A 25606-nucleotide genomic window follows, 5' to 3' on the forward strand; every position below is an offset into this window, starting at 1 on the left:
GTCCCCCTCCCCCTAAGGGGGGAGGATTTTTGGAAGAAACCGATGACCCAGCAATCCACCGCCACCTTCGTCAATATCGGCGAGCGCACCAACGTCACCGGCTCCGCCAAGTTCAAGAAGCTGATCATGGCCGGCGACTATGCCGCGGCGATCGACATCGCCCGTGAGCAGGTCGAAAATGGCGCGCAGATCGTCGACGTGAACATGGACGAAGGCCTGCTCGACGCGGTCGAGGCGATGACCACTTTCCTCAAGCTCATGACCTCGGAACCGGACATCAGCCGCGTGCCGGTGATGATCGACAGTTCCAAATGGGAAGTCATCGAAGCGGGCCTGAAATGCGTCTCCGGCAAGCCGGTGGTCAACTCGATCAGCATGAAGGAGGGCGAGGAGGCCTTCCTGCATCATGCGAAACTCTGCATGGCCTATGGCGCCGCCGTGGTGGTCATGGCCTTCGACGAGACCGGCCAGGCCGATACCCAGGCCCGCAAGGTCGAGATTTGCGAGCGCGCCTACAAGCTGCTGATGACGATCGGCTTTCCGCCCGAGGACATCATCTTCGATCCCAATATCTTCGCCGTCGCGACCGGGATCGAGGAGCATAATAATTACGGCGTCGACTTCATCGAGGCCTGCCGCGAGATCAAGAAGCGCTGCCCGCATGTCCATATCTCGGGCGGCCTGTCCAACTTTTCCTTCTCCTTCCGTGGCAACGAGCCGGTACGCCGGGCGATGCACTCGGTGTTCCTCTATCATGCCATTCCCGCCGGCCTCGACATGGCGATCGTCAATGCCGGGCAGCTCGACGTCTATGACGCGATCGATCCGGCCTTGCGTCAGGCGTGCGAAGACGTCCTCCTCAACAGCGATCCCGAAGCCGGCGACCGCCTCGTCGCGCTCGCGGAAAGCTTCAAGGGCAAGGATGCCGCATCGGAAAAGGCCGCGCAGGAATGGCGCGGCTGGCCGGTCGCCAAGCGCCTCGAACATGCGCTGGTCAAGGGCATCGACATGTATGTGGTGGAAGACACCGAGGAATGCCGCCTTGCCGCAACCAAGCCGATCGAGGTGATCGAAGGCCCGCTGATGGACGGCATGAACGTGGTCGGCGACCTGTTCGGCGCGGGCAAGATGTTCCTGCCCCAGGTGGTGAAGTCCGCCCGCGTCATGAAGAAGGCGGTGGCCCATCTGCTGCCCTATATCGAGGCGGCCAAGGAACCCGGTGCCAAGGGCAAGGGCAAGATCATCATGGCGACGGTCAAGGGCGACGTCCATGATATCGGCAAGAATATCGTCGGCGTCGTGCTCCAGTGCAACGGCTTCGAGGTGATCGACATGGGCGTGATGGTGCCCTGGCAGGACATCATCAAGGCCGCGAACGAGAATGATGCCGACATGATCGGCCTGTCCGGCCTCATCACCCCCTCGCTCGACGAGATGGTGACGGTGGCGGCGGAAATGCAGCGCGCCAACATGACCATGCCGCTCCTCATCGGCGGCGCGACCACCTCGCGCGTCCACACCGCGCTGCGCATCGACCCGGCCTTTACCGGCCCGGTCGTCCATGTGCTCGACGCCAGCCGCGCCGTCGGCGTCGCCACCGCGCTGGTCTCCGAAACGCAGAAGGCCGATTTCGTCCAGAAAACCAAGGATGATTATGAGCATGTTCGCGTCGCGCGCGCGAACAAGGGGCAGAGCCAGCTCCTGTCGCTTGAGGACGCCCGCGCCAACGCCTTCGAGATGGACGAGAGCCTGAAGGCGCCGCGCCCGCTGCTGCCCGGCACCCACCGCTTCCCCGACTGGGATCTGAAGGATCTGGTCAACTATATCGACTGGACCCCCTTCTTCCGCGCCTGGGAACTGGCCGGCAATTATCCCGCCATCCTGGATGACGAGATTGTCGGCGAAAGCGCCCGCAGCCTGTTCGCCGATGCGCAGAAGATGCTCCAGAAGATCATCGACGAGAAATGGCTGACCGCGCGCGGCGTTGCGGGCCTATGGCCCTGCCGCCGTCAGGGCGACGACATCATCGTCCATGTCGAGGACGAGAAGCACTACACCCTGCCGATGCTGCGCCAGCAGATCGCCAAGCGCGAAGGCCGGGCGAACATGTGCCTCGCCGACTTCATCAGCCATGATGGCGACTGGATGGGCGGCTTTGCCGTGTCGATCCATGGCATCGAGCCGCATCTGGCCCGCTTCAAGAATGCGATCGATGATTATTCGGATATCCTGCTCAAGGCGCTGGCCGACCGTCTGGCCGAAGCCTTCGCCGAACGTCTCCACCATTATGTCCGCACCGCGCTCTGGGGCTATGCCGAGGGCGAGCAGCTGACCAACGAGGCGCTGATCAAGGAAGAATATCGCGGTATCCGCCCGGCGCCGGGCTATCCGGCCTGCCCGGAACATAGTCTCAAGCCGATCCTGTTCGAGATGCTGGACGCTCATCATGCGACCGGCGCGACCCTGACCGAAAGTTTCGCCATGCTGCCGACGGCGGCGGTCAGCGGCTTCTATTTCGGCCACCAGCAGGCCGAATATTTCGGCGTCGCCCGCGTCGGCCGCGACCAGCTGGAAGATTATGCCCAGCGCCGCGGCATCGACCTGGACACTGCCGAACGCTATCTGCGCCCGAACCTGGACTGACGCCCGGCGCCTCCCTCCATCGGGGAGAGGTCGCCTGCTACCCCACGCCCAGCGGTGCCATGCGCGCCTCCGGGTAATTGCGGTCTTGCGCGCGGGCGGCGGTCGGTGGCTAAGTGCCGCCGACGACAGGCATGGGGGCAGGATGGCACGGCATCTCGACGAGCGGACGTTGCGGGTGGTCGGCTGGATCGCGACCGTCACCGCCATCCTCATGTATGGTTCCTATCTGGACCAGATCCGGATGAACCTGGCCGGGGACAAGGGATCGGTGATCCAGCCGCTGGCGACCGTGCTCAATACCTGTCTGTGGGCGGCCTATGGCTGGCTGCACAAGGACAAGGACTGGCCGATCATCGTCGCCAATGTGCCCGGCATCATCCTGGGCGCGACTTGCCTCTACACCGCGCTTTAGGGCTGATCTTTACCCGGTTTGCTTGAAACTAAGTCGCAATTGCATTCATGTTGCAGATGCGTAATAGGCTGGGCTTTCGGATGGCAGCCCACGGAGCCCAGGTGACCAAGCGCATATTGTTCCAGATCCACTGGTTCCTGGGGATCACCGCCGGCCTAGTGCTGGCGCTGATGGGCGTGACCGGCGCGACCATGAGCTTCGAGGACGAAATCAGCGAGGCGCTGTCGCCGCGCCTCTATGCGCCCGGCGTGCCGGCCGGGCCGGACCTGTCGCCCGACCAGTTGATCGCCAGGGTGCAGGCCGACAATCCGGGCTATTATATCGCACGGCTGGACTGGGAAATGGCGCGTGACCGGTCGCACAGCGTGCGCCTGTCGTCGAGCGAAGGGCGCGGCCGCAAGCAGGGGCAGGTCGATCGGGCCACCGGCGCCTGGCTCGGCGCGCCGGCGGGCGAAGGCTTTTTCCATCTGATGGATGATCTGCATCGCTGGCTGGCGCTGCCGGGCGGCGGCAATGGCATCGGCCGGCAGATCACCGCCTTCAGCGCGATTGCGCTGATCTTCTTCGCTCTGTCCGGCCTCTATCTGCGCTGGCCGCGGCAGGCGCTGGACTGGCGCGCCTGGCTGGTGCTGGACCTGCGCAAGACCGGGCGCAACCTGTGGCGCGCGCTGCATGTCGTGATCGGCACCTGGGTGCTGCTCTTCTATCTGCTGAGCGCGCTCACCGGCCTGTGGTGGAGCTATGACTGGTATCGGCAGGGGGTGATATACAGCCTGACCGGCAAGGCGCCGGGCGAGGAAGGGCGGCGTTCGGAAAAGCGCGACGGGATCGCGCCGCGACCGTCGATCGATCCGGCCTGGACCGCCTTCCGCCGCGCCACCGGCAATGACTATATCTGGGTGCGCATCACCCAGCCGGCGCCGTCGCAGCCGATGAAGACGATCAGCTTCGACGCCCGGCCCGAAGGCGCGCGCCATCTGCGCCAGACCGACAAATATAGCTATGATCCGGCCAGCTATGCGCTGGAGAAGCGCGACCTCTATGATCGCCGGCCGCTGGGCGTGATCATCACCCAGAGCGTCTATGAACTGCATCGCGGTGCCTTTTTCGGGCTGCCCGGCCGGATCATCATGATGCTGACCAGCCTCACCATGCCGCTGTTCACGGTGACCGGCTTCCTGCTCTATCTCTCGCGCCGCAAGCGCAAGCAGGCGGCACGGGCGCTGGCCGGCGATGCCGCGGCGGTTGTGGGTGGCGACATGGGCGGCGGCGACCTGCTGATCGCCTATGCCAGCCAGACCGGGACAGCCGAGATCCGCGCGCGCAACGCGGCGCAGGCGCTGGCCCATGGCGGGGTGCGGGCACAAGTGGTGCCGGTCGGCCGGCTGACCCGCGATATGCTGGCGGGGGCGCCGCGTATCCTGTTCGTCGTTTCGACCTATGGCGAGGGCGAGCCGCCGGACATGGCGCGCGGCTTTGCCAGCCGGTTGCTGCGTGGCGGGGCGATCGATCTTGGCCATCTCCATTATGGCGTGCTGGCGATCGGCGACCGGGAATATCCCGATTTCTGCGCCTTCGGCATCGCGGTCGACGGCTGGATGGCGGGGGCGGGGGCGCAGCCGCTCTTCCCGCTGATCGCCATGGGGCATGAAGATGATGCCGCCGAACGGGCCTGGCATGATGCGCTGCATGATCTGGGCGCGGGCGAGGGCGATCGGGGCCAGATGGTGATCCCGTTCACGCCGTGGCGACTGGTGGCGCGCCATGCGCTCAATCCCGACAGCCCGGCGCTCACCGCCTATCATCTGCAGTTCGAGCCGGTGGGTACGGACGTGCCTGAATGGCAGGCGGGCGATATCGTCGAACTCCACCCCTGCAACGCGCCCGAGGCGGTCGAGGCGCTGCTGGCCAGCCAGGCGCCCGAGGGCGATCTGATCGCGGTGCCGGCGGCGTTGCGGGCGGAACTGGCACGCGCGATGCTGCCCGACGCTGGAACCCCGCTCACCATGGCAGAAGCGCGGGCGCTGCGCCCGCTGCCGGCGCGCGAATATTCGGCGGCGTCGATCATGGCTGATGGCGTGCTGGACCTGGTGGTGCGGCAGGTGCGCGATGATGACGGGCGGCTGGGCATCGGCTCGGGCTGGCTGACCGCGCATATGGCGCCGGGCGAGACGACGATGATGCGGGTGCGGCCCAATCCGGGCTTCCGCACCGATCCGGCGGCGCGCGGCGCGATGATCCTGATCGGCAATGGCACCGGTATTGCCGGGCTGCGCGCCCATCTGCGCGCCGCCGCCCATGACGGGATGGGCGGCCACTGGCTGCTGTTCGGTGAGCGCAGCCGGGCGCATGAGCGCTATTTCGATGCGGAACTGTCGGCCTGGCTGGCGGACGGCACGCTGGCACGGCTGGACCGCAGCTTCTCGCGCGATGACGATTGCGGCCGCTATGTCCAGCATCTGCTGGCGGACGCCGGCGCGGAACTGCGCGAACGGATCGGCCAGGGCGCGACCATCCTGGTCTGCGGCAGCCTGGAAGGCATGGCGCAGAGCGTCCATGAGGCGCTGATCGCGATCCTGGGCGAGGCGACGCTCAATGACCTGGCCGAGGCCGGCCGCTACAAGCGCGACGTCTATTGAGGGCGGATTGGCGAAGTCTGGGCGGTTTGGAAGCAAGTTGAGGCGGACCTTGCTTCCTCTCCTCCCTTCCAGCGAGCGGCTATGCCTCGTTCCCACCCCTGACGCCGTCCACTGGGCCGATCGGTGCCTAGCGGTCCCTTTAGCGGTCGGTCCGCATCTGGGCGGAAAAGCTGCCCGGCAAGAAGCGACCAGAAGCTGTAATTCCTCCCCGGAACGGGGAGGTGGCAGCGCGAAGCGCTGACGGAGGGGCAGGAGCCTATTAGTGCTGCGCTATTGGGCCTGTGCCCCTCCACCACTCGCTGCGCGAGTGGTCCCCCTCCCCGTACCGGGGAGGAATGCCGCAATCCACCCAACTCCGCCCTCTGGGGTGCCACCTTGCCTGAAGTCGGCCTTAGTCGGCCAGCATCGCGGCGAGGGTGGGGGTTATATATTCCTGGCCACCGGTTTCGGTGCGCAGGATGAGGCGGGCGGCGAGGTTGTGGCGGGTGGCGAGGGCCATGCCGCGATCGGCGCCCAGCACGGTGATCGCGGTCGCCCAGGCGTCGGCCAGCATGGCAGAGGTGTGGAGCACGGTGACGGCGGCGACGCCCTCCGCAATGGGGGCGCCGGTCGCGGGATCGATGCTGTGCGACAGGCGGCGATCGCCCTCCATCCGGTAGCGGCGATAATCGCCCGAACTGGCCATGGAAAGGCCGCAGAGCCCGACCCGCAGCGCCGGTAGGTCGAGGCCCGGCGGCACTTCGGCATCGACCCACCAGGGCTGGATATCGGGCTTCACCCCTTCGCCGCGCAATTCGCCGCCAATTTCCACCAGGAAGTTGGAGAGGCCGAGGCTGCGCAGGCAGGCCGCGACCGCATCGACGGCATAGCCCTTGGCAATGCCGGAAAAATCGAGCGCGACGTCGGCGGTGCGCCGGGCGCGGTCGCCATTGAGTTCGATGCAGGTCCAGGGCGCTACCGAGGCGGTGGCGCTGCCGCCAGCAAGCGCCGGGCCGAAGCCCCAGCGCGCGACGATGCCGCCGATCGCCGGGTCGAAGGCGCCGTTCGACAGGCGGGCCATGGACAGGCCCGCGCGCAGCACGCCCGTCATCGCGGGCGGCAGGCGGGTCCATTGGCCGATCGGGCTGCGGTTGAAGCGGCTGATGTCGGAGCCGGCTTCCCAATTGCTCATCTCGCCGATGACGGCGGCCAGCACGGCCTCGACATGGGTCTGGCAGTCGGCGGGCGGATCGACGATGCGGGCCGACCATGTGGTGCCCATGGTCGGTCCGCCCAAAGTGACGATAGCGCCCTGACGCTGGCGCCCGACAAATTGCTCGGGCGACAGGTCGGGCGCTATCGCGATCCGGACGGGATGGCCGGCGGGCCGGGTCAGGGCGCCAGCACTTCCAGCGTGGTGATGTAGGAGGCGCGCTTCTGCGGCGGGCCGGCCGGCGGTGCGGGCGGTGCGCCCTCCGGCTTGCCGCCCTGCGCGCCCGGACCACCGGGACCGCCGGGGCCGCCTTCGCGGCCGCCGCCGGTGCTGGCATTCAGCCAATACATGCCGGGGGCGCCCCATTTGACGGCCAGCTTGCCATCCTTGTCGGTGACGAGGTCCATCTGGCCCAGCGCATCGCGATAGCGGATGCCGCCGGGAATGACGGTGACCTTGAGGTCGGCGGCGGGCTTGCCGTCGAGCAGGAACTGGAAGGTCGCGGTCTCGCCCGACACCAGGTCATTGGGATGGGTCACCGGGACCAGTTCGATGCCGGTGCCGGTCGGCTTGAAGATGGTGGTGGTCGGCGCGCCCAGCGTCACGAAGATCTCGTTGCGGTTGCTCGCCTCGGCGGTCTGCACATTGGTGGCGCCGGCGGGGATCGCCTGGGCCAGATTGGCCTTGGTGGTGCCGCGCGGCAGGCGCTCCTGCTTGCCGTTCAGGGTGTAGCTGCCCATCACCATGGTCGACACATTGGCAATGCGATAGGTGCCGGGCTTGGTCAGATGCACGTCGAAGGTCGAACGATATTTGCCGGTGGCGGCATTTTCGATCTTGCCGGTGGTGCCATCCGGCTCGGTCACGGCGATGCCGTCGGTGCGCATCGGGAAATGTTCGAAATAGAAGAGGTCGTTGGAGACCGCCGCGTCGACCGTCACCCAGCTGTCAGTGCCCGACAGGGTGGTGGAGGAGGGCAGCATCCACTGGCGGTGGGCCTGGGCCGCGCCGGAGAGCATCAGGGCGGCAAGCGCGCCCGCGATCAGATATTTGGCTTTCATGGTCTTGGTCCCCTGTTACTTGCCGAAGCTGACGCTGACGGCGCCGAGTTCGCTGCTGCCCTGTGCCTTGGCGGCGACGCCGGGCTTGGCCGGCCAGGTGAAGGGCAGGCGGAGCAGTTCGCGGCCGCCGACTTCACGGGCGGCTTCCACCACCAGCGTATATTTGCCCGGACCCAGGGCGCCGAGCGGCCCCTTGCCGGCGGTGAAGGCGATCTTCTGGTCGCCCGGCGCGCGGGTCGCGCCCGATACGCCATCGGCCGGGAAGCTCATCGTGCGGCCCGACACGCGCCACCACTGGCGGATGTCGCGCAGCCATTTGGTGCCTTCGCCCTTGGCCTTGTCGACATCATACCAGACCGCGAGCGTGCGGGGGGCGGCGCCCTCCTTCTCCAGCCAGATGGCGACATAGGGGCGGTGATATTCGGCGACCGACAGGCGCGGGATATTGACCGTGACGGTCATGGTCTGCGCGGCGGCCGGCGCGGCCAGCGCGCCGGTGACGCCGAGTGCGGCGCCGCCGGACAGGATGAGCTTGGGACTGATCTGCATGGAAAGATGGACCCCCGTTAGTGGATGAAGAGGATGGCAAGCAGCGCCGGCAGCGCCAGGCCGATCGCGACCAGCGGCCAGGTGCTCGGCCGCTTGGCGGCGTGCAACTGGAGCAGCAGCAGGCCGGTCAGCGCGAACAGGAAGCAGGCGATGGCGAAGATATCGATGAACCATTTCCACACGGTGCCGGCATTGCGGCCCTTGTGCAGGTCGTTGAGATAGCTGACCCAGCCGCGGCTGGTCGCTTCGCTGGTGACCTTGCCGTCATGCCGGTCGATCGACACCCAGCCATCGCCGCCGGGACGCGGCAGGGCGAGATAGACCTCGTCCGCCGACCATTCCGCCTCGCCCGCGCCGCTCTGGCCGATTTCCTTTTCGACCCATTGGGCGATCGGGGCGGGCAGGGGCTTCTTGGCGTCGGGCGCGTCATCGGCCGCGACCAGCTTCAGCAGCGGGGCGGGCAGGGTGGCGCTCTTCTCGACGGTCTGGGGCGAACCCTCGACATCGGCGGCGTGGTTGAGGGTGATGCCGGTGAAGGCGAAGAGCAGCAGGCCGATCAGGCTGATCGCCGAACTCACCCAATGCCAGGTATGCAGCTGCTTCAGCCAGAATGCCTTGGCGCTCTTCTTTTTCTTGGGCTGGGCGCGGGCGGGAGCGTGCATCGAGGGAACGGCGAGTCCTGTAGGAAATGAGGCGGCCCGAATAACGCGAACGACTCGCAATTGCAAACCGCTCGCAACAGGAAAAATGTATCAAAATGTAAGCGGTCGGGAACCAAAGCGCCGCACGCGCGTCTCCGCCTGCCGCCTCCTGCTTGACCACCATACTTGACGGGTGCGGCACGCCCCCCTAGAGAAATCAGCTTGGACAGCGATGTCGCGGGGATGCGATGTCTGTTTATCGGCCCTTATCCAGGCCGTTGCTGGCCGTTGGGCCCGTCGTCCAGACGCGGCCGTGACAAGGGACGATTTATGCTGCTTTCGGTTGCCGCCACTGGAATGATGCTGATGGCGGGACAGGGGGAGGCCGTGGACAGCGGCGCTCCGTTGGTGCCGGCTGCGGCCGTGGCGCCTGCGCCGGCGGAAACGCCCCAGACGGTCCCTGCCGATCCGGTCCAGCCCGCGCAGATGCCGGCACAGGCGCCGGCACAGGCGCCGTCACCCGACAGTCCCTATCCGCCGCCGGTCGTGCTGCCGACGCTGAGCCCGATCGCGGAGCAGCCCAAGGAAGAGGTGCCGGTCGATCCCAATGCGATCGTCGTGACCGGCGACACCGGCCTGCGCAAGCGCGATCCCTTCGCCGCGATCAACGAACAGTCTTTCGAGGCGGTCCAGGCCGTCGACAAGGCGCTGATCGAGCCGGTGGCCAAGGCCTATAACAAGGGCCTGCCGCGCCCGGTGCGCAAGGGGCTGCGCAACTTCTTCTCGAACCTGGGCGAGCCGGTCGTGTTCGCGGCCTATATGCTGCAGTTCAAGCCGGGCAAGGCGTTCGAGACGGCGGGGCGGTTCGGCATCAACAGCACGCTGGGTTTTCTTGGCCTGTTCGACGTCGCCAAGCGCAAGCCGTTCAACCTGCCCTATCGTCCCAATGGCCTAGCCAACACGCTGGGCTTCTATGGCGTGGGGCCGGGGCCGTACATGTATCTGCCACTGGTCGGCCCGACGACGCTGCGCGACATCATCGGCGACACGGTCGACAAGATGATCCTGCCCTTCGCGGTGGGCAAGCCCTTCACCCAGCCCACGGTCGTCATTCCGATGGCGGTGCTGGACCAGCTGGGCGAGCGCGCGGCGTTCGACGAGCGCATCCAGGCGATCCGTTCCGACGACAATCCCTATGGCAGCTATCGCGACCTCTATCTCAACCAGCGCAAGGCGGAGATCGAGGCGCTGCACGGTCGCTACACGCCGGGCGTGACGCCGGTCTATGGTCCGGGGCTGCGCGTGCCGGGCAAGGACAAGCCGGCAGCCGATGCGCCGGAGGCTGCGGCCCCGGTTGCTGCGGAGCCGGTGCCTGCGCCCGCTGCTGCGCCAGCCCCCGCACCGGCGCCCAAGCCGCTGATGGTTCAGCCGCTGCCCGCCGACCCGCGCTGATCGCATCAAAGGCACGGAAAAGAAAAAGGCGCCCGATCACTGGATCGGGTGCCTTTTTCTTTTTTTTTTGGGGGGGGGCGGTTGAAACCCCTTCCCGCTGACGGGAAGGGGCGATGGCCTCAGCGGCCGAGCAGGCCGCGGGCCTGACCGGCGATTTCCGCGAGCATCGCGACATTGGGCGACGCCGCTGCCTTGGCGCGCTGCACCAGGGCGCGGAACTGCTGGATGCGCGCACCGCGCTCGATCAGCCATTTCTCGACATGGTCCGACACGTCCTTGCCCTTGCCCTGGGCCAGGAAGTCGAGCCGCACCTGCTGCATGTCGCGCGCGACGCCGGAGATGAGCAGGCGTTCCCACGGATCGGTCGGTTCCATGCGGGCGGCGGCCGACTGGACCCAGTCGATGCCGACAGCCTCGCCCAGATGGGTGAAGGCGCGGGTCAGCGCGATCTCGTCCATCTTCAGGCGACCGGCGAGCGCGGCGATGCCGACCGCACCATCCAGCTTGAACAGGCCGGCGGTACGCACGGCCAGCATGTCCGGTGCGCCGAGCGAGAGCAGGCGATCGGTAACGGCGGTGACACGGCGCAGCGCTTCGCTGGTGAGTAGGTCATCGACCTGGTTGGCGAGCGTTTCGACGCCCTTGGCCAGGATCGCATGGCCGGCGTCCGGCAGGGTGCCGGCCGGCACGCTGCGCAGGATGTCGGCGATCTGCGCGCGCATGCCGCTGGCGATGTCGCCGAACAGGGCCAGGCGGGCGGCTTCCGACATGTCGGCCGCGTCGATATCCGCCCACAGGGTGCGGATGTCGTAGAGACGCTCAGCGATCAGGAAGGCGCTGGCGAGATCGGCGAGCGAGCAGCCCTCTTCTTCCGCCAGTTCGAAGGGATGGATGATGCCGAGGCGGTTGACGATGCGGTTCGCAACCTTGGTGGCGATGATCTCCTTCTTGAGCGCATGGGCCGCGATCGCGTCGGCTTCCTTCTCCTGCATCGCGGCAGGGAAGGCGGCGGCCAGTTCCGCGCCCATGCTGGGATCGGTGGCAAGGTCGCCATGTTCGATCGCGTCCTGCAGCGCCAGCTTGGCGGTCGAGAGCAGCACGGCGAGTTCGGGGCGGGTGAGGCCCTGGCCATCCTGGCCACGCCGCAGCAGCTGGTCATTGGCGGCCAGCCCTTCGACCTGGCGGTCGAGACGGCCGGTTTCCTCGAACGTCTCGATCAGCCGGACATAGGAGGCAAGGTCGGCCGCGCCGCCGCTTTCGGCGATCGACAGGCCGAGCGCCTGAAGCCGGTTATCCTCCAGCACGATCGCGCCGACCGCGTCGGTCATGCTTTCGAGCAGGGCATTGCGCTTGTCGAAGGGCAGGCGGCCTTCCGCCATTTCCTTGTTCAGCGCGATCTTGATGTTGACCTCATTATCCGAACAGTCGACGCCGGCACTATTGTCGATGAAGTCGGTGTTAATGCGCCCGCCATGCAGCGAGAAGGCGATGCGCCCGGCCTGCGTGGTGCCAAGGTTCGCGCCTTCGCCCACCACCTTGACGCGCAGCTGTTCGGCATTGACGCGCAGCCGGTCATTGGCCGGGTCGCCGACATCGCCATGGCTCTGCGCGGCGGCCTTCACATAGGTGCCGATGCCGCCGAACCACAGCAGGTCGTTGGGGCTCTTGAGGATGGCGGAGATGAGCGCGGTCGGCTCCATCTCGCTCTCGGTCACGCCCAGGATTTCCTGAACCTGCGGGGTGAGCGGGATCTTCTTGAGGCTGCGGGCGAACACGCCGCCGCCTTCGGAGATCAGGCCCTTGTCATAATCCTCCCAGCTGGAACGGGGCAGGGCGAACATGCGGTTGCGCTCTTCCCAGCTCTTGGCCGGATCGGGATTGGGGTCGAGGAAGATATGGCGATGGTCGAAGGCGGCGACCAGCTTGATCGCCTTGCTGAGCAGCATGCCGTTGCCGAACACGTCGCCCGACATGTCGCCACAACCCACGACTTTAACGGGCTCGCTTTGCACATCGACGCCCATTTCGGCGAAGTGCCGTTGGACACTGATCCAGGCGCCCTTGGCGGTGATGCCCATCGCCTTGTGGTCATAGCCGTTGGAGCCGCCGCTGGCGAAGGCGTCGCCCAGCCAGAAGTCCCGCTCCAGCGCGATCGCGTTGGCGACGTCGCTGAAGGTCGCGGTGCCCTTGTCGGCGGCGACCACGAAATAGGGATCGTCGCCGTCGCGCACCACCACCTGGGCAGGGTGCTTCACCTTGTTCTTCACGATATTGTCGGTGATCGACAACAGGGTGCGGATGAAGATGCGATAGCTTTCGGTGCCTTCGGCAAACCAGGCGTCGCGATCGACCTGCGGATTGGGCAGCTGCTTGGGATAGAAGCCGCCCTTCGCGCCGGTCGGCACGATGACAGCGTTCTTGACACGTTGCGCCTTCATCAGGCCCAGGATTTCGGTGCGGAAATCGTCGCGCCGGTCGGACCAGCGCAGGCCGCCTCGGGCGACCGGGCCGGCGCGCAGGTGGATGCCCTCGACGCGCGGGCTGTACACCCAGATTTCCCGCCAGGGCAGCGGCGCCGGCAGGCCGGGGACCAGCGCGCTGTCGATCTTGAACGCCAGCGCCTCGGCCGCGGCCGGGGCGTAGAAGTTGGTGCGCAGCGTCGCGGTGATGACCGCGCGGATCAGGCGCAGCACGCGATCCTCGTCGATCGAGCTGACCTGTTCCAGGCCCGCGTCGATCTCCGCCTGGATGGCCGTCGCCTTGTCGCTGCCGTCCTGCGCGGCGGGATCGTGCAGCGCTTCGAACAGGGCGACAAGATTGCGGGCGACGCCCTGTTCACGGCGCAGCGTGTCAGCGAAGGTCGCCATGCCAAAGGCGGTGCCGGTCTGGCGCAGATAGCGGAACAGCGCGCGGAACAGCACGACCGCGCGCGGCGCGAAGCCGGCGGTGACGATCAGTTCGTTGAACCTGTCATTTTCGGCGACGCCTTCGATCACCTGGGCGATCGCCTCGGTCACCACTTCGGCGCGGTCGACCACTGCCTGGGCATCGCCGCCGACCGGCAGTTCCAGCACGAAGCGCTGGACATGGCCGAGTGTGCCGCCGTCGATCGGCGTGGTCATCTCGTCGATCACGCGGAAACCGAAATTCTCGAAGGCGGGGACGACTTCGGACAGGGCGATGGCGTCATGGCTGTAGAGCTTGAGGCGCAGCCGTTCGGCGCTGTCTTCCGGGTTGCGATAGATGCGGATCGACTTGTCGCCCGGACCCGACAGGCCGTGGATCAGGCGGATATCGACCGCCGCCTCGACCGGGCCGGCGCCGTTGCGATAGGCCATCGGGAAGCCGGGAGCGAAGCGCTGGGCCAGCGCCGCGGCGCGGCCGGCTTCCTCGCTTTCGGCCAGCGCTTCCTCGACGGCGGGCAGCCAGCCGCGCACCATCTGCTTGAGCTGACGATCGAGCGCGGCGTCATCGGGCACGACGCCGCCGTCACGCAGGTCGAGGGTGATGCGCAGCAACGCCAGGCCACCTTCCTCCAGCGCGATCGACCAGCTCAATACCGGGCCATTCGCTGCCTTGGCCAGCATGTCCTGGATCGCGACGCGGCGCGCAGTCGACAGTTCGTCGCGCGGCAGCCAGACAAAGGCATAGAGGTGACGGGCGAGCGCGCTGGTGGCGAGCACCAGCTTGGGGCGCGGCCGGTCGGTCAGCGACATGAAGGTCAGTGCCAGATGTTCCAGCGTGTCGCGCTCGAAGCCGATCAATATGTCGTGCGGCAGGGTGGTGAGCGCATGGGCCAGCGTCTTGCCGGCATGGCCGGCCGGATCGAAGCCATATTTGTCCATCAGCGCCGACAGCGCCGAGCGCAGCAGCGGCACCTTTTCCGGCGAGGCGGCAAGCGCCGCGCTGGTCCACATGCCGGCGTGGATCGACAGGCCGGTGACGCTCTTGCCCTCGCGCACCGGCAGGATGATGAGGTCCAGCAGCACGCCGCGATGCACGCGCGAGAGGATGTTGGACTTGATGATGAGCGGGCTGCGCTTGCCTTCCTCGAACCAGGTGAAGGCGGCCTCGCGCGAGGCCGGCGCGATCATCGGCTTGTCGCGCAGCGCGCAGATGCCAAGCCGCTCTTCCGAGGTGCCGACCCGGCTGCACAGTTCATGGCCGATCTGGGTGAAATGCCCCGCGAGGAACCAGCGCAGCAGCGCGGCGCCTTCATCGTCGGTGACGGCATTGGCGTCGGCCGACATGGCTTCCTGCATGCGCGGCCAGTCGCGCACGGCGACGCGGACGTCGGCCAGCGTGTCTTCCAGCGCCTTTTCGAGCGCGCGGCGCGCCTTTGCGTCGGCACGGTCGGCCTCGATATAGATCATCGATTCCCGCAGCGCGCCCGGCGCATCATCGTCCAGGATCGCGGACAGGGTGCCATCGGCGCCGCGCGATATCGACAGGACGGGGTGGAGCAGCCGGTGGATGCTGATGTCGGCCGCCGCGAGCGTGGTGGCGATCGAATCGACCAGGAAGGGCATGTCGTCGTTGATCAGCGCGATCCGCATGAAGCGGCCGGTGGCGCCTTCGCCCAGCGTCTCGATCGCGATACCGGGCTGGCCGGCCTTGCGCGCATTGGCGGTGCGACCGAGGAAGGCCGCAGCGGCGGCGATGGCCGCCTGATCAAATCCCTCGCTCTCGCCGGGCAGGGCGCCCTTTGCCAGGACGCCTTCCAGCGCCGCGCGAACAGTTGAATCGACTTCCTTGATATTGGGATCAGCCAGCGCCGTCATTCGCCTACCTCTTAGCCGCGGGGAAATGTCCCGCTGTTGCCGAAACGGAGGAGGCGCTGGAACACCACCAGACGACTCCTTGTCCTAGGGGCCTCTATATGCCCCTCTCACCGGATCGTCTCAAGTATTGGTCGAAATAAAATTTCGCGCGCGTGAAATATTATGATGCAGCGCAGCATGGTCGGGCCGCCCGTTACTGGCGGATATCGATGTCTGGAAGGCATGGCCCGAAGAGCAGGCATGTCCCTATGCACTTGGAAAGCCGCGATGTCACCCCAGGATGGCGCGTTTGCGGCACGGCTGGGAGTGAGGGCCGGCGCCGAGGCAAGATCTCAGTCGGCGGCGGCCAGGATCACGCGCTGGCCCAGGTCCGATCCCTCCGGCAGCGCGCCGACGATCGCCAGCGTGCCATCCGCCTCGCGCCGGGCGACGACGACGGCCAGGCCGTCATTGTCGGTGGCGACGGCCCGCGGATCGAGCGCGGTGGCGCATTTCATCGTGTCGCGGGCGGTCTGGCGCTTGTCGGGGCGGGCGGGCATGTCCGCCCGGCGCGCGGCGCGCTCGTCGCGGACCAGGGCCTTGAGGCCACCATCATAGGAGGCCAGATAGGCGGCGAAGCTGCCGACCGACAGGCTGGCGGTCGCGGCATGATCCAGCGCGGTCGCATATTCGGTGATGCGCGTCTTGTCGTAGGTGGCGCCGAAGACCAGCTTGATGACGGCGGTCATCGGGCTGCGCGCCTGCGCCTTGATGCCATAATCTTCGAGCAGTTCGGCATATTCCTCGGCCGATCGGCGGGTCACCAGCGCGAAATCATAAGCAAGGCCGATCGCGCGATAGAGGGCGGCATGGCTGCGCGCCTCGCTGGTGCGGGCCTTTTCCGCGCCTTCGCGGGCGAGCGCCAGCCAGTCGGCAAGCGGCGCATCCTCGGTCGGCATCTCCATGCCGGCCAGGTCCAGCACGTCGTCATCCTCGTCCGCGCCCGGACCATCGGCCCAGATCGGCGCATCGCTGCGAGCCGGGGGATTGTGCAGCAAATTGGTGTCGACCTCGCGCTCGATCGCGACCGACAAAGCGTGGCTGGCCATTTCCTTCCAGTTGATCACGCCAAAGACGAAGTCAATCGAATCGCCCTGCGCGGAAAAGGGCATCAGGATGCCGCGATAGAGAATCTCGCGGCCGCGCTGGTTGATGAACTCCGCCTCGAATCCGATCGGCGCGGCATTGGCGATGATCTGGAGATAATGATCGGTCAGGCGCGACAGCAGCGAACGGGCGGGAACATCGGCGATATGGCCGATCGGCCCCTCGATCTCGCATTCCTCGCGCAGCGCCGTGCCGAGATAGACGATCGCGGGATTCTCGATGCCGGCGGTGAAATCGAGCAGCACGCTATAGGGGCCGAAATCGTCCATCTGATCGGGCGACAAATCCTCGATCAGGGGCAGGGCGCGATCGCCCAGCAGCGACGCCCAATAATTATAGGCGCGCACCTGCATGCGCCGTTCCTCATATCCCACGGCGAGCGGACGGTCGATCGCGGCATCACCGGGATATTCGAAATCGTCCTGGTCGTTGGCGACGTCATGCCCCCGCAGAATGTCCATCCGGTCGGTCCTTGGAACAGAGAATAAGCGACTTTGCGCAAGGCTGTGCCATGGGGATGGTAAACATGCCGTAAATTCGCGTGCAAAAGCGGATGGATGGCGCGCAATATCGGTCGATCGTGCTGCGGCGGCAGGGGCGGGGGCAAGAAAGTGCATTTGAGCGCTTGTCCAATCGCCCGACCGCTGTTATCTGCCCGCGCCAGTGCCGCTTTAGCTCAGTTGGTAGAGCATCGCATTCGTAATGCGAGGGTCACGTGTTCGAGTCACGTAAGCGGCACCAGGCCTCCTAAAAGGCCAGGATTTCTCAGGAAAACACGGATTTCTGCGGTTTCTGTTCCTGCCAAGGTACATGGCTAGGGTACAAGGAAGCAGCTATGGGTTGGCTTGTGAAGCATATCCAGAACCATCCGGGAGGAAGGAAATCCTTCCGTCGCCTATACCCTCCGCACCTCCTTCCTTACCTTTCCGGAACCCAGTTGAGGGTCTCGCTGGGCCGTCCTGATTCGGCAGATTTCCATGAGCGGTACGCGAAGGCGGCGCGGCAGTGGGAGGAGGACGTGGCGCTCGCCGAGAAGAAGCACGCGGGGACCTTTGTCGCCCTCGACGGCCCTACCATCTTGCACCTCGCGGCCGCTTTCCACGCTGAGGCTCTGGAGGAGGACGATCAGGCCCGTTGGGATGCCGATGAGCGGGAGCAGTTCAAGGCCATTGCCGTCCGCGTCGATGAGTCCGGAGGGGTGAACTCATGGGCTGGCTCGGAGCGCTCTCGCTGGGCCACGAAGACGCGGGAAACGCAAGAGGCGGCGCTGGCTTCCCGCAAGGCTCTGAAAGCTACTGGGGACCTTCAGGGCGTCCTAGAGGAGTGGACTGAAGAATCCTTGCTCCTGGCCGAGGCTCGGGGCTTTCTTGTCAGTCCCTCCGACCCCCTTCTGCCGGAGCTTTGCCGCGCACTCAACGATGCCGCTATATTGGCGGCCCAGGACCGGCTGAAGCGCCTGGAGGGGGAAGACGTGCCGACGCCTGCCGCTCCCGAGCCTCCGGCGACCGCGGCCCCTGCGAAGGCAGTCAGGAAGAAGGGCGGCGAGGTCCTCCTCATGCCGACCTTCGAGGCCTACGCGACCGCCCAGGGCATTTCGGAAGGGGTCCGTAGGGAATGGCGTAAATACATCCAGAGCCTCATAGGTTTTGTGGGCCATGATGACGCTCGGAGGTTAACACGGGACGATGTGGTCGCGTGGCGCGATCATCTTCAGGTCACGCCCATGCGGAATGGTGCGTTGCGCAAGCCTGTCACGGTCCGGGATAAGTACATCACAGCCCTCCGATGCACCCTTACCTGGGCCAAGGAAGAGAAGCGCCTGGAAGAGAATGTGGCAGCGGATGTAAGGGTCCGCATCCCGAAGGAGGCTAAAACTAGAGACAAAGATTTCACCATGGACGAGGCCAAGGCGATCCTACAGGCGAGCCTTGAAGCCCCGACCGGCCGCCTATCGGCACCCTATGTCAGAGCGAGGCGTTGGATACCCTGGCTTTGTGCTTACAGCGGGGCGCGGGTGAATGAGTTGAGTCAGCTTCGCAAGGAAGACATTTTCGAAAGCGATGGCGTATGGGTCATGCAGATTACGCCCGATGCGGGGACCGTGAAGACCCGTGACACCCGCCTAGTCCCGTTGCATCCACACATTCTTGAGCAAGGTTTCCTTGGCGTTCTCAAGGTGCTGAGCAGTGGTCCGATTTTCTATGAACCGCAAAACCTACGATCCACCGGCGATGAGGTTAAAGGGAGGCGGCTGGAGATCGAACCGACTGACCTGAAGGCCGCAGTGATCCGGGAGGGCGTAGAGGGCATCAATCGGTATCTGATGGAAGAAGGGCGAATAGGAGGCATCGCGTTTACCGGGCTGCGCCGTGTCTTCTGTAACGCCGATCAGCCGGGGTTTGACTGGCAATGGCACGGCAGATATTACTCGGCCAAGGGCGCGGATGCCTACGAGACCATGGAGGGCGGTGAGGATTCCCGGCACAAAGTCGTTCGGATCGACGGGAAGAAAACCGCAGAGGTCGATATCAGCGCCGCTCATCTCACCATCCTACACGGCCTTTTAGGTTTGCCTTTCGACCCTGCGACGGACCCCTACGCTTTGGAGGGAGTAGACCGCTCAAAGTTCAAGGAATGGCTGACTATCGCTCTCGGTGCTGCCGATCCCGAAGCGGGTGGGGCCACGCTCTCCAAGGCCCGTGCAGCCGGGCTAGAACGCTATCCGTTTCTCGCAGACCTCCCAACGCTGGGGATTTCGGCTCTCGACCTACAGTATCACGAGGCGGAGATTATGCGGCGGGCTATGGAGCAGATGATGACCGTCCATAAGGTAGGATTCTTGCCGGTCCACGACGCCCTCATGGTTTCCGTGGGGAACGAAGAGTTGGCCGCCCAGGCTATTCGTTCAGGCTTCAAACAGCATTTCGAGGAGCAAGGTTTGACGGCCGTCGCCCCTAGGGTCCGGTGAGGCCTGAAGTGCCGTCTGGTCCATCTAGCGCGTCCGGTTGGCGGCCCCTGCTGTTAGGCCCACAGCACTGCGGGGGAATCTGGAAACGGCAGAAAACCGCGTACCCAAAATGCTAACATCCTGGAATGAATGTAGATTGGCCTGCCCGATTATTGTTGGACCTTCTGGCTCCCGTGGGGCGCGGACATAGGCCAAGCTGTCGTGCAGAGTCAGCAACGCGTCCATGTTGGTCATTCAAAGATTCCAGAGCCGATCCGCAAAGCAGCCGTTGATTGCATGGTGTGCGAATGGCCCTTAGGGGCGGACTGCTGACATTCGCTGCGCCATCAACGAGGCTGGCAATGGGCAAGATGCAGACGGCAAAGGGACTGGACTGAAAACACACTACTCTGGTCGTCGGGACGGTGTCAGGAAGCTGACGCGAGCGGCAGACCAGGCGCTTCACCACGAGCATGTACCGATCCACCTCTGGATATGTCATCTATCAACACGCCTAAAGCGAGCATGCCGTATCCTGCGTTTCATCCCCGCGCTCCTGTAGTCATTTAAAAAATGTATTTCCGAAGTCAGGTCAAGGCAACATTATGGCAAATGAACGTATTACCGAAGAATTGGTAGATGATCTTCTCAGGGAGTTTGGTTTTTATGCAGACGAAGAGAAGGTTCTTGTTGAGAAACTGTTGATTTCCACTGAGAAGTGACCCGGGTTTTCCATCGAGAAGTGACCCGTCTGCGGATTATGTTTCGGGTGTCACGGGTGGGTCAACCCGTGGTTTTCTCCTTTGGGTTCTGGCCTGCTTGGCAGAGCTGTTTTTGAAGCGGAAGCTATCGTTGCCGGTCTCCAGGATGTGGCAGTGATGGGTAAGCCGATCGAGGAGCGCCGTGGTCATTTTGGCGTCGCCGAACACGGTGGCCCATTCGCTGAAGCTCAGGTTTGTGGTGATGATGACGCTGGTGCGCTCGTAGAGTTTGCTCAGCAGGTGGAAGAGCAGCGCGCCACCTGAAGCACTGAACGGCAGATATCCAAGCTCATCCAGGATAACGAGATCGGAGTGCAGGAGGCGATTGGCGATCTGACCGGCCTTGCCCTGTGCTTTTTCCTGCTCGAGCGCATTGACCAGTTCGACCGTCGAGAAGAAGCGGACGCGCTTTCGATGATGTTCGATGGCCTGGATGCCCAGCGCCGTTGCCACATGGCTCTTGCCGGTGCCAGGACCGCCGACCAGCACGATATTGTCGGCGATGTCGATGAAGTCGCAGCGATGCAACTGACGCACCAGAGCTTCATTGACCTCGCTACTGGTAAAGTCGAAGCCGGCCAGATCGCGATAGACAGGGAAGCGCGCGATCTTGAGCTGATAGGCCACAGACCGAACCTCCCGTTCTGCTGTCTCGGCTTTGAGCAACTGGGAGAGGATCGGGATGGCGGCTTCGAAGGCTGGAGATCCCTGTTCCATGAGATCGGTGACGGCCTGCGCCATGCCATGCATCTTGAGGCTGCGGAGCATGACGACGATGGCGCCGCTGGCAGGGTCATGACGCATGACGCTTCTCCTTGCGCAGATCATCATAGCGTTCGACATTGGCCATCGGCTCGCTGACCAGCTTGAGCGCCTGGGGCGCCGTCACCGGCGGCGTGGAGATCGGTTTTCCGTCGACCAGCCTATAGAGCAGATTGAGGATATGGGTCTTGGTCGGAACGCCAGCCTCCAGCGCCATGGTGACCGCCGTCAGCACCAGTTGCTCATCATGATGAAGAACCAGCGCCAGTATTTCGACCATTTCCCTGTCGCCGCCGGGATTGCGCAACAGATGTCGCTGCAGACGCTGGAACGCATCGGGTAGCTCAAGGAAGGGCGCACCGTTGCGCAGGGCGCCGGGCTTGCGCTGCACGACCGCCAGATAATGGCGCCAGTCATAAACCGTATGACCTGGACCGTCGTGAGAGCGGTTGATGATGCGCTGATGTGCGCAGATTGGCTGCCCCTCGGCGACGACCTGGAAGCGATCAGGATAGACGCGCAGGCTGACAGTGCGATTGGCGAAAGAGGCCGGTACGCTGTAGCGATTGCGCTCAAAGTGGATGAGGCACGTCGGCGATACCCGTTTGCGATATTCCACAAAACCATCGAAGGGCCTGCCCGCAACCATCAGACACTCAGATTCATCGGCCCAGGCATTGGCAACCGATCCGGGTTCGATCCCGTGAGGGATGTCCTCCCATAACGCCTTGCAGCGCTCCTCCAGCCACAGGTTCAGCGCATCAAGGCTTTCGACCTGCGGCGTGGGTTGCCACAGACGGTGCCGCGCATCCTGGACATTCTTCTCGACCTGCCCCTTTTCCCATCCCGCAGCCGGGTTACAGAACTCAGCTTCGAACAGATAGTGGCTGACCATCGTCAGGAAGCGTGCGTTGACGGTGCGTTCCTTGCCACGCCCGACCTTGTCGACGGCCGTGCGCATATTGTCATAGATACCCCGGCGCGGCACGCCGCCCAGCACGCGGAAGGCGTGATTATGGGCGTCGAACAGCATCTCATGGGTTTGCAGCAGGTAGGCTCGCACGATGAATGCCCGGCTGTAACTGAGCTTGAAATGCGCGACCTGCAGCTTGGTCCGAACCCCGGCGATGATTGCCCAGTCCTCACTCCAATCAAACTGGAAAGCTTCCCCCGGCGCGAACGACAGGGGCACGAATGTCCCACGCCCGCCAATCTGTTGCTGGCGCCGATAATCTTCGCGCCAGTCCCGAGCAAAAGCGGCAACCCGGTTGTAGGATCCTTCATAACCCAGGCTCACCAAATCGGCGTGAAACTGCTTGATCGTGCGCTTCTGCTTGCGCGATCGGCCCATATCGCGCCGCAGCCAGGCCGCCAGATGCTCAGCAAATGGGTCCAGTTTGCTTGGTCGATCAGGCACCTTGAACCGCGGATCGATCGTCTCGGACCGCAAATATTTGCGGATCGTGTTGCGTGATAGTCCGGTGCGCCGCGCTATCTCCCGGATCGGTAGATGATCGCGAAAATGCCAGCGCCGGATAACGCTCAATAACGCCATGTCCAACACTCCATATACCCTCGCTTGTCAAAGCCAGGGACGAGTTCAACATGGGTCAATTCTCAGTGGAAATTTATGCCCTACCCGGGTCACTTCTCAGTGGAAATCAACAGGCTGAGGCTAGACGCGCTTCGCGCTTGGCGAGATCGTCTGCTTTTGGCGGGGATCGGTCTCCGCTACGCCTGGCGCGAAGGCCCGCTCTGGGCAGAAAGCGTCTATGCGCATATTCAGCGTGAAGGTCTGCTTCGGTGGTTGTGAATCCAAAACCCGTCCTTCTCCTCCCTGCCATCCCGAGCCATCGATCCAGTTGCACAGTCATTCCGCTTCTGGTTGCTTCAAATCTAGTATGCCACGCCTTTAGGACCTGTCCGGGTGTCTCGCATTCCTACTCTTGATTCCAGAATGCGGTCATAAGCCCAGGTGCAACACGTGGTGCATCTTCCTTAAAGCCGAGGTCCACATCTGACCCATAATAGCCAATTAGCCGCCTGCGCATGTCCTTGTAGGCAGAACTGCCACGTTCCATGTCATAAGGCGCGGCTTGCAGCCCCGCATACCACGCCATTCCAGCGTGCAAACTTTTAAGGAAGCGTATCAACTCGAGCCCAAGTCGGTTGCCCACGGCTGCTGGCTCAGTTCGTATAGTGAGAATGCCAATGAAACCTGCGGTGACAGCATCAGGTTTGCCATGTCGACTCACCATCGCCCGCCTGGATTTCTGGAGGTAGTCGGCAAGATCGTAGGCAAACCCGCTATGCTCCTCGAAGGATGTGGCGAGATCGTCGGCTTGGGACATGTCAAAACATGGCTCGGCCCAACGGAGAGCTTTTAACGTGCATAGGCGCTCGCCATTGCCCGCCTTACCGACAACCGTAATGTTCTGCATCGTTGGCCAGTCGTATTCCGGAACGCAGATTGCTTCGATATCATCCAATTCCATCGGTCAATTCGCCTCTAGGGGCTTCTCCAAATCAGTGAGAGGGGAAAGGGGCTGGTTAGATGACGTTCCGCTCTTGGGGAAAGAATTTTGACCACCGAACGGCAGAAATTGGTGGTTCTTGTTCCTTCCGGATTTGTCAACGCGCCGTCGCGTCCCTTGTAGGCCTTCGGGCTTCTCCTTTGGCGCTAGGCTCTGTATGGAAGGGGAGGGAGGCCGCCCGACCTGTAAGGACCGGACGCCCCCTAAGGCGCTAGAACTTCTCGCGAAGGTCTAGGAGGGCGACGACAAGTTTCGTGGCTAGTGTCGCCCTCAACACCCAGCGCCAGCCTGCTTTCAAAGGCCGACATGGCATCTGCGCCAAGTGTGCGGATCGCCTCGCGTCCGTTCTAGCAGCCTCCACGGGCTTCGTTCCCGATTGCCCTGATCTTACTCAGGTGCCCGGCAGCTTAGGCCCCTAGCCAGCTTTACCACCAAGTACCTTGTAGACCGCGCTGCGCGAGCAGTTGAGCCGCCGCGCTATTTCCGTAGCGCCTAGACCCTCCGCTTTGAGTCTGCGAAGCTCCACGGCGTCCAGCGTGACCGGGCGGCCCTTATAGCGCCCTTCGGCCTTCGCCTTTGCGATTCCGTCCTTTTGGCGCTCGCGGATGAACCCTAGTTCCATCTCGGACACCATGCCCAGGACGGTTAGGACGATTTTGCCCATCGGTCCGCTGGTATCAATCTCAGGCTCAAGGACCCTCAGGGCCGCGCCACGCTCCTCTAGTTCATGCACGAGGTTGAGGACGTCGCGTGTTGAGCGGCCAAGGCGGTCCAGCTTGGCAACGACGAGGGTATCCCCGGCCTGGATAAATTCCAAAATCGTCTCAAGCTCCGTGCGGCCCTCACGGCTGCGGCCTGATACCTTCTCCATGCGGATGATGCCGCATCCCGCCTCTTTCAGCTTGGCGACCTGTATGTTCGTGGACTGGCTGGAGGTCGAGACGCGGGCATAACCGATCAGGCTCATGGAATGTGTCCTAGCTGAGATTGTGTAAAAAGGTCTAAGAGCCTCCGTGCTGATCGTCAACTAAATATTCAAACGACCCTAAGTGTACACATGCATGAGGTGGCGGTGTACGCCCTCTGTGAGTGTACCCAAAGTACACAGCAGGCCAATTGGTGGCGGGGATCAATGTCTGCGGCTAATGTCCCGTTGCTTCAGGCGGACGATCATGGGCTAATGCCGCCAGCCCTGTCCTCGCGCATGGTGCCCCGCTCAGGATTGCGGTAGCGCCCGACACGGCTCGGCAGGTTCGGCGCGGGCAGGGCACTGGGTCCCATTCGGTCTTGGGGTTTCCACGGGTCCCCTTCCGACGCTGCGGGTTCCCCCTGATCGCCCATTCTCTAATCCGGCTCGAAACTGACGGCTTCGCTCGCTCGCCAACATCAACATCGGACCCCAAGTGTATGCATGCTCGCCCTGAGATTTCCCGACCATCCGATTTTTAGGGTCCCCCTTTTTTCAATGGGTTCCCTTTCGCCCTGCGGGACCCCCAAGACGGTGCGGTGTGATCCATCTAAACTACTTGCAGAGGGTACAAGGGGCAGGTACAAGCTACTCGAACGGCAAGGCTCTGAAAGCCAGAAATTCCGGGGCTTTTGGCTGTCCAAGAGTTCTTCCTGACCGCATCACGTAAGCGCACCATTTCCCAGAAAATCGTTGAAAAACAATCGATTGAACGATTTCCGGCGCGCGGCTGTAACCCAAGAGTGTCGCCCAGTGCCGGCGTCGAATCCAATTTAACACCTTAAAAAGAAACGGAAAATCGGACCGCGAGGTGTAGCCCAAAGGTTTCGCCCAGAAGATATACCGGTTTGTGGCGTCGAGGAGCGGTCTACCAATATGGTGTTCGCGTCCCGTGCGATGACAATAAACCCTGCCGGTAAACGCACCATTCCTTGCGATTTGTCTCATGCGCACTCGCTGCGCTTCCGTCGTGGGGAGAGTATTTTATCATACTCGGTCTTCACGCGGCCGTTTGACTGGTCAGATATGCCGGCCTCAATCTTCTGTTCTGCAAGCGGAAGCGACGGACGGGCGTGCGGTGCGTTCGATCAGGATGTCATTGCGTTGCGGTCTGCCGCT

The 25606-nt window shown here is 63.9% G+C and carries 15 protein-coding genes and 1 tRNA gene; 6 read left to right on the forward strand and 10 right to left on the reverse strand.

Features of this window, described 5'->3' with window-relative positions:
* Positions 1-42 precede the first annotated feature (42 nt).
* The 3 genes from metH to VHN57_RS00580 all read left to right on the forward strand — a co-directional run bounded on the left by metH (position 43) and on the right by VHN57_RS00580 (position 5694).
* Positions 43-2643, forward strand: a complete 2601-nt coding sequence (metH, locus tag VHN57_RS00570; RefSeq protein ID WP_423282310.1) for a methionine synthase — start codon at positions 43-45, stop codon at positions 2641-2643.
* Between the two features lie 142 nt (positions 2644-2785).
* Complete coding sequence (locus VHN57_RS00575; RefSeq protein ID WP_004210495.1) at positions 2786-3055, forward strand: SemiSWEET family transporter; 270 nt, start codon at positions 2786-2788, stop codon at positions 3053-3055.
* Between the two features lie 101 nt (positions 3056-3156).
* On the forward strand, positions 3157-5694 hold the full coding sequence (locus VHN57_RS00580; protein ID WP_423282312.1) for a PepSY domain-containing protein: 2538 nt from the start codon (positions 3157-3159) through the stop codon (positions 5692-5694).
* A gap of 391 nt (positions 5695-6085) precedes the next feature.
* Here the strand turns inward: VHN57_RS00580 and VHN57_RS00585 are convergent, their stop codons facing one another.
* From VHN57_RS00585 to VHN57_RS00600, 4 genes are all read right to left on the reverse strand, one after another.
* Complete coding sequence (locus VHN57_RS00585) at positions 6086-6955, reverse strand: FAD:protein FMN transferase (protein WP_423282314.1); 870 nt, start codon at positions 6953-6955, stop codon at positions 6086-6088.
* Positions 6956-7065: 110 nt separating this feature from the next.
* Positions 7066-7947, reverse strand: coding sequence for a DUF4198 domain-containing protein (locus tag VHN57_RS00590; RefSeq protein ID WP_278988548.1), 882 nt, complete (start codon positions 7945-7947; stop codon positions 7066-7068).
* Positions 7948-7962: 15 nt separating this feature from the next.
* A complete protein-coding gene (locus VHN57_RS00595; RefSeq protein WP_048938354.1) occupies positions 7963-8496 on the reverse strand; it encodes a DUF2271 domain-containing protein in 534 nt (177 codons plus the stop codon).
* A 17-nt stretch (positions 8497-8513) separates the two neighbouring features.
* Positions 8514-9158 carry a PepSY-associated TM helix domain-containing protein gene (locus tag VHN57_RS00600; protein WP_037506089.1) on the reverse strand — a complete coding sequence of 215 codons (645 nt, stop codon included), beginning with the start codon at positions 9156-9158 and terminating at the stop codon, positions 8514-8516.
* Between the two features lie 309 nt (positions 9159-9467).
* Here VHN57_RS00600 and VHN57_RS00605 point away from each other — a divergent pair, with 309 nt between their 5' ends.
* Entirely contained in the window at positions 9468-10589 is a 1122-nt protein-coding gene (locus VHN57_RS00605) for an MlaA family lipoprotein (RefSeq protein ID WP_267218477.1), read from the forward strand.
* A 119-nt stretch (positions 10590-10708) separates the two neighbouring features.
* Here VHN57_RS00605 and VHN57_RS00610 read toward each other — a convergent pair whose 3' ends face one another.
* Both VHN57_RS00610 and VHN57_RS00615 read right to left on the reverse strand, forming a co-directional pair.
* A complete protein-coding gene (locus tag VHN57_RS00610; RefSeq protein ID WP_278987604.1) occupies positions 10709-15370 on the reverse strand; it encodes an NAD-glutamate dehydrogenase in 4662 nt (1553 codons plus the stop codon).
* 332 nt (positions 15371-15702) lie between these two features.
* Entirely contained in the window at positions 15703-16977 is a 1275-nt protein-coding gene (locus tag VHN57_RS00615; protein ID WP_278987606.1) for a PAS domain-containing protein, read from the reverse strand.
* A gap of 204 nt (positions 16978-17181) precedes the next feature.
* Between VHN57_RS00615 and VHN57_RS00620 the strand changes: the two genes are divergently transcribed.
* A tRNA-Thr gene (locus VHN57_RS00620) sits at positions 17182-17257 on the forward strand.
* A gap of 94 nt (positions 17258-17351) precedes the next feature.
* Positions 17352-19484, forward strand: a complete 2133-nt coding sequence (locus tag VHN57_RS00625) for a hypothetical protein (RefSeq protein ID WP_423282318.1) — start codon at positions 17352-17354, stop codon at positions 19482-19484.
* Between the two features lie 737 nt (positions 19485-20221).
* Here the strand turns inward: VHN57_RS00625 and istB are convergent.
* From istB to VHN57_RS00645, 4 genes are all read right to left on the reverse strand, one after another.
* Positions 20222-21028 (reverse strand): IS21-like element helper ATPase IstB, encoded by an 807-nt coding sequence (gene istB / locus VHN57_RS00630; protein ID WP_037523679.1) that lies wholly within the window; start codon positions 21026-21028, stop codon positions 20222-20224.
* Entirely contained in the window at positions 21018-22541 is a 1524-nt protein-coding gene (gene istA / locus VHN57_RS00635; RefSeq protein WP_009823850.1) for an IS21 family transposase, read from the reverse strand. The genes istB and istA overlap by 11 nt, the downstream gene beginning before the upstream one ends.
* 385 nt (positions 22542-22926) lie before the next feature.
* Positions 22927-23481, reverse strand: coding sequence for a hypothetical protein (locus VHN57_RS00640; protein WP_423282321.1), 555 nt, complete (start codon positions 23479-23481; stop codon positions 22927-22929).
* A gap of 454 nt (positions 23482-23935) precedes the next feature.
* Positions 23936-24487 carry a recombinase family protein gene (locus VHN57_RS00645; RefSeq protein ID WP_423282323.1) on the reverse strand — a complete coding sequence of 184 codons (552 nt, stop codon included), beginning with the start codon at positions 24485-24487 and terminating at the stop codon, positions 23936-23938.
* Positions 24488-25606: the final 1119 nt, after the last annotated feature.

The sequence above is a fragment of the Sphingobium salicis subsp. salicis genome (assembly GCF_049472635.1).
In the GTDB taxonomy this organism is placed as follows: domain Bacteria; phylum Pseudomonadota; class Alphaproteobacteria; order Sphingomonadales; family Sphingomonadaceae; genus Sphingobium; species Sphingobium yanoikuyae_A.

What these genes read in the sequence shown, in the direction of transcription:
- metH (WP_423282310.1), top strand. Translation starts at nt 43, where the DNA reads ATGACCCAGCAATCCACCGCCACCTTCGTCAATATCGGCGAGCGCACC.
- VHN57_RS00575 (WP_004210495.1), top strand. Translation starts at nt 2,786, where the DNA reads ATGGCACGGCATCTCGACGAGCGGACGTTGCGGGTGGTCGGCTGGATC.
- VHN57_RS00585 (WP_423282314.1), bottom strand. Translation starts at nt 6,955, where the DNA reads ATGGGCACCACATGGTCGGCCCGCATCGTCGATCCGCCCGCCGACTGC.
- VHN57_RS00590 (WP_278988548.1), bottom strand. Translation starts at nt 7,947, where the DNA reads ATGAAAGCCAAATATCTGATCGCGGGCGCGCTTGCCGCCCTGATGCTC.
- VHN57_RS00595 (WP_048938354.1), bottom strand. Translation starts at nt 8,496, where the DNA reads ATGCAGATCAGTCCCAAGCTCATCCTGTCCGGCGGCGCCGCACTCGGC.
- VHN57_RS00600 (WP_037506089.1), bottom strand. Translation starts at nt 9,158, where the DNA reads ATGCACGCTCCCGCCCGCGCCCAGCCCAAGAAAAAGAAGAGCGCCAAG.
- VHN57_RS00605 (WP_267218477.1), top strand. Translation starts at nt 9,468, where the DNA reads ATGCTGCTTTCGGTTGCCGCCACTGGAATGATGCTGATGGCGGGACAG.
- VHN57_RS00610 (WP_278987604.1), bottom strand. Translation starts at nt 15,370, where the DNA reads ATGACGGCGCTGGCTGATCCCAATATCAAGGAAGTCGATTCAACTGTT.
- VHN57_RS00615 (WP_278987606.1), bottom strand. Translation starts at nt 16,977, where the DNA reads ATGGACATTCTGCGGGGGCATGACGTCGCCAACGACCAGGACGATTTC.
- VHN57_RS00625 (WP_423282318.1), top strand. Translation starts at nt 17,352, where the DNA reads ATGGGTTGGCTTGTGAAGCATATCCAGAACCATCCGGGAGGAAGGAAA.
- istB (WP_037523679.1), bottom strand. Translation starts at nt 21,028, where the DNA reads ATGCGTCATGACCCTGCCAGCGGCGCCATCGTCGTCATGCTCCGCAGC.
- istA (WP_009823850.1), bottom strand. Translation starts at nt 22,541, where the DNA reads ATGGCGTTATTGAGCGTTATCCGGCGCTGGCATTTTCGCGATCATCTA.
- VHN57_RS00640 (WP_423282321.1), bottom strand. Translation starts at nt 23,481, where the DNA reads ATGGAATTGGATGATATCGAAGCAATCTGCGTTCCGGAATACGACTGG.
- VHN57_RS00645 (WP_423282323.1), bottom strand. Translation starts at nt 24,487, where the DNA reads ATGAGCCTGATCGGTTATGCCCGCGTCTCGACCTCCAGCCAGTCCACG.